Source organism: uncultured Thermosynechococcus sp. (genome assembly GCF_937958135.1).
In the GTDB taxonomy this organism is placed as follows: domain Bacteria; phylum Cyanobacteriota; class Cyanobacteriia; order Thermosynechococcales; family Thermosynechococcaceae; genus Thermosynechococcus.
Map to the genome: position 1 here is coordinate 1 of NZ_CALGOG010000039.1, position 4,505 is coordinate 4,505.

A 4,505-nucleotide genomic window follows, 5' to 3' on the forward strand; every position below is an offset into this window, starting at 1 on the left:
TTCCACCAGCTCCAACAGTTCTTCGTCGTCCACCATGTCCACTTTGTTCAGGAAGACAACGATGCTGGGCACCCCCACTTGCCGTGCCAAGAGGATGTGCTCTTTGGTTTGGGGCATTGCCCCATCGGTCGCGGCCACCACAAGAATGGCACCATCCATTTGGGCGGCACCCGTAATCATGTTTTTCACATAGTCAGCGTGGCCAGGGCAATCCACGTGGGCATAGTGACGCTTCTCGGTCTCATACTCCACGTGAGCCGTGTTGATGGTAATCCCACGGGCTTTTTCCTCAGGTGCCGCATCAATTTCATCATACTTGCGAGCCTGAGCTTTTCCCTGAGCAGCTAGAACCATGGTAATAGCTGCTGTCAGCGTCGTTTTACCGTGGTCAACGTGACCAATCGTACCAATGTTAACGTGGGGTTTGGTTCGTTCAAATTTAGCGCGTGCCATGTTGTTCCTCGTATAGACTATGCGTTCCCTTTATTTTTGGCAATGATTGCCTCAGCCACATTCCGGGGGACTTCCTCGTAATGGCTGAATTCCATCGAGAAAATTCCCCGCCCTTGGGTATTCGAGCGAATGTCAGTGGCATAGCCAAACATCCGTTCGAGAGGGACTTTTGCAGTTACTTTGGCAATGCCATTTTCCACGGTTTGTCCCTCAATTTGACCGCGACGGGCAATCAAATCTCCCATCACTGTCCCAAGGAATTCTTCTGGAACCTCGACCTCGACCTTCATCATTGGCTCTAGGAGCACAGGGTTCGCTTTCATGACTGCTTCTTTAATTGCCATGGAGCCAGCAATCTTGAAGGCCATCTCTGAGGAGTCCACCTCGTGGTAGGAGCCATCCACTAGGGTAACTTTGAGGTCAATCACGGGGTACCCTGCCAAAATTCCCGATTCACAGGCTTCCTTCATCCCTTGTTCAGCAGCTGGAATGTACTCTTTGGGTACAACACCGCCAACGATTTTGGAGACAAATTCAAACCCCGTACCGGGTTCAGCAGGCTCTACTTCAATCACAACGTGACCATACTGGCCTTTACCACCACTTTGACGGATGAACTTGCCTTCGGCACGAACGGGTTTGCGAATCGTTTCGCGGTAGGCCACTTGGGGTTGGCCAATATTGGCTTCTACTTTGAACTCCCGCTGCATTCGATCCACAAGAATTTCAAGGTGCAATTCTCCCATGCCTGCAATCACGGTTTGGTTAGTTTCAGGATCAACACTGACACGGAATGTGGGGTCTTCCTCAGAGAGAGCCTGCAGGGCTTTGGAGAGTTTTTCCATGTCCTGCTTAGTTTTGGGTTCTACGGCCACGGAAATGACTGGCTCCGGAATGTAGAGAGATTCAAGAATCACGGGCGAGCTTTCATCGCAAAGGGTATCCCCTGTGAAGGTTTCCTTCAGACCCAAGGCTGCTCCTAGATCTCCAGCTCGCAGTTCATCCACCTCAATCCGCTCGTCAGCTTTGAGCACAATTAGACGCGAGACGCGCTCTTTTTTGCCCTTGGTGGCATTAAGGACGTAGCTGCCTTTTTTGAGAACACCGGAATAAACGCGCACAAAGGTGAGACGGCCATAGGGATCCGACATAATTTTGAAGGCCAATGCCGCTAGGGGTTGATCGTCATCGGCAGCCCGTTCTACTTCTGTACCATCAGGCAGACGGCCTTTAATTGCAGGAATATCAATGGGGGCTGGCAGATAGTCCACTACGGCATCAAGGAGTAATTGCACGCCTTTATTTTTGAAGGCGGAGCCGCAAAGCATCGGCACAATGGTGCCCGAAATTGTTCCTTTACGGAGGGCTGTGCGGATTTCCTCTTCTGTAAGTTCTTCCCCCTCAAAGTATTTTTCCATGAGGGCATCGTCGGTTTCAGCAACGGCTTCGATGAGCTTGGTGCGATACTCTTCCGCCAGCTCGGTCATCTCGGCAGGAATGTCAGTGTCTTCAATTTCCTTGCCCAGATCGTCTTTGTAAATTTTGGCGCGCATTCGCACCAGATCAACAATGCCCACAAACTGATCTTCAGCACCGATGGGCAACTGAATCGGCACGGCATTTGCCCGCAGGCGATCGCGAATCTGATCGTGGACTTTATAGAAGTTTGCCCCGGTGCGATCCATCTTGTTGACAAAGACAATACGGGGGACACCGTAGCGATCGGCTTGCCGCCACACCGTTTCCGATTGGGGCTGCACACCCCCCACGGAGCAAAAGACGGCAATCACGCCATCTAGAACGCGCATGGAGCGCTCCACTTCAATCGTGAAGTCCACGTGACCGGGGGTGTCAATAATGTTGATCTGGTGATCTTTCCAGGAGGTGCTAATGGCGGCGGCTGTAATTGTGATGCCCCGCTCCCGCTCCTGTTCCATCCAGTCGGTAACCGTGGTACCCTCGTGCACTTCACCAATTTTGTGCACCACACCGGAATAAAAGAGAATACGCTCTGTTGTAGTGGTTTTTCCCGCATCAATGTGAGCGGCAATCCCGATGTTTCGCACTCGCTCTAGCGGGGTCGTCCGTGCCACAGCTACCTCCTTGGTTGTTGCATTACGTTAGAATTCTTGAATAATTGTATCCAACTCTTGAACCGTATAGTGGTTTAGTAGCGATAGTGGGCGAAGGCCTTGTTGGCCTCTGCCATCTTGTGGGTTTCTTCCCGTTTGCGAATGGTACTACCGGTCTCGTTGGCAGCATCCATTAATTCATTGGCTAGCTTCGCCGACATTGAGCGACCGGCACGTTTGCGGGAAAATTGCACCAGCCAGCGTAAGGCTAGGGAAACGCCACGCTCAGGACGCACTTCCACAGGTACTTGGTAGGTGGCACCCCCCACCCGGCGGGCTTTCACTTCCACCAGAGGGGTTGCATTTTTCACTGCACGCTCAAAAACTTGTAGTGCATCTTCGCCGGTACGCTCCTGCACAGTTTTCATTGCATTATAGACAATGCGACTGGCAAGGGACTTTTTGCCGTTAAGCATAACCCGCTGAATCAGCATACCCACCAGTACGCTGTTGTAAACCGCATCGGGGGCAGTAGGACGTTTTTGAGCGCGAGTGCGACGAGACATAGGTGTTTGTAATTTGCTCCAGAGAAGTTTAGGGTTTCAAGTGTGGACTTAAGGAGGTAAAATAAAGGAATTACTTCTTCTTGCCGGTAGCAGCAGCCTCACCGGGTTTGGGACGCTTGGCACCATACTTAGAGCGGCCTTGCTTGCGGTCTTTCACACCGGCAGTATCCAGCGTGCCCCGAATAATGTGGTAGCGTACACCGGGCAAGTCTTTGACCCGACCGCCACGAATCATCACCACCGAGTGCTCCTGGAGGTTATGGCCAATACCGGGAATATAGGCAGTCACCTCAAAACCGGAGGTTAGGCGCACCCGTGCCACTTTGCGCAGGGCGGAATTGGGCTTCTTGGGTGTTGTGGTATAAACGCGGGTGCACACCCCCCGCCGCTGAGGGCAACCTTTGAGGGCAGGAGATTTTGTTTTCTTTTTCAACAGTTCCCGCTCGTGGCGGATCAGTTGCTGGATGGTGGGCATTGCTGCTTACATTAATTTCACCGAACTTCTAGTGTATCGAGGCGGCCGTTGCATTGTCAATGCTGTTGTTGAATCGCCCTATACCTCTCGCTGTAATGGCTCACTAGGGTCAAGCTGGCGATCGCGGCGGTGACGGCTCTCAGGGTACGCTGCCCCAAAGAAAAGGCTTGCCAACCGGCGGCCAGAACCTGCTCTAGTTCAGAATCTGTCCACCCCCCCTCTGGCCCGATCGCTAGATAAATGGGCTGGGAAAAATCCATCTGAGGCAAGTAATCCCACAGCAATTGGGAGGCAGTGAGACTGGCGATATAGCCCCTTGGCGTAAGCCGCACCATTTCTGCAACAGACAGGGGAGCACTGAGGGTAGGAACGTAGAGACGCTCGCTTTGCTCGGTGGCCTCTTGGAGAATGCGTTGCCAGCGCTGGTATTTATGGGCACTGGGTTGCAGGAGCGATCGCGCCGTTTGAATTGGCAGAATGCGCTTGACGCCCAATTCTGTTGCCTGCTGCAACACCTGCTCAAAGCTCGCCGCCTTCAGGAGAGCCAAACAGAGAACAATCTCAGTGGTAAGTTCCGTCTCACGGCAATCGGGGTGCAATAGCTTGACAGTGTTTGCTTGGATTTCTCCGAGCCACCGCTGACCTTGACCGTCAAGAATCCACAGCTCATCTCCTGCCTTGAGGCGCAGCACATGATTTAGGTAGTGCCACTGCTCGGCCGTCAGGGTAACTCCCTGATCCAGAATTTGCTCAGCCCGAACAATAAGCCGTTGGCGCGATCGCATTCAGTTTCTACTCAGACTGCATAGCCACTCCACTAGCGTGCGCACAGGATAGCCTGTTCCACAGGGATTATTGTAGCCATCCTCTTTTTCCGTCCAAACGGGACCGGCAATGTCAAGATGAGCCCAAGGGGTGTGATCCACAAACTGTTGTAAA

The 4,505-nt window shown here is 52.7% G+C and carries 6 protein-coding genes; all 6 read right to left on the bottom strand.

The window, feature by feature from the left end; all coding sequences use genetic code 11:
* A partial coding sequence (locus Q0711_RS05200; protein WP_299041850.1) for a GTP-binding protein occupies nt 1-453 on the bottom strand: 453 nt, incomplete at its 3' end.
* 17 nt (nt 454-470) lie between these two features.
* The gene (gene fusA / locus Q0711_RS05205; RefSeq protein WP_298614094.1) at nt 471-2,546 is read right to left on the bottom strand and encodes an elongation factor G; all 2,076 of its coding nucleotides are present in this window, start codon (nt 2,544-2,546) and stop codon (nt 471-473) included.
* A 74-nt stretch (nt 2,547-2,620) separates the two neighbouring features.
* Nucleotides 2,621-3,091, bottom strand: a complete 471-nt coding sequence (gene rpsG, locus Q0711_RS05210) for a 30S ribosomal protein S7 (protein ID WP_298614093.1) — start codon at nt 3,089-3,091, stop codon at nt 2,621-2,623.
* A 70-nt stretch (nt 3,092-3,161) separates the two neighbouring features.
* Nucleotides 3,162-3,566, bottom strand: a complete 405-nt coding sequence (rpsL, locus tag Q0711_RS05215; protein WP_298614091.1) for a 30S ribosomal protein S12 — start codon at nt 3,564-3,566, stop codon at nt 3,162-3,164.
* Nucleotides 3,567-3,622: 56 nt separating this feature from the next.
* The gene (locus Q0711_RS05220) at nt 3,623-4,351 is read right to left on the bottom strand and encodes a 16S rRNA (uracil(1498)-N(3))-methyltransferase (protein WP_298614089.1); all 729 of its coding nucleotides are present in this window, start codon (nt 4,349-4,351) and stop codon (nt 3,623-3,625) included.
* Nucleotides 4,352-4,505: hypothetical protein (locus Q0711_RS05225; RefSeq protein ID WP_366519090.1), on the bottom strand; the 154-nt coding region annotated here is incomplete at its 5' end.

Excerpts from the sequence above, each read along its gene's own strand:
- rpsG (WP_298614093.1), bottom strand. The coding sequence starts at position 3,091 with ATGTCTCGTCGCACTCGCGCTCAAAAACGTCCTACTGCCCCCGATGCG.
- rpsL (WP_298614091.1), bottom strand. The coding sequence starts at position 3,566 with ATGCCCACCATCCAGCAACTGATCCGCCACGAGCGGGAACTGTTGAAA.
- Q0711_RS05220 (WP_298614089.1), bottom strand. The coding sequence starts at position 4,351 with ATGCGATCGCGCCAACGGCTTATTGTTCGGGCTGAGCAAATTCTGGAT.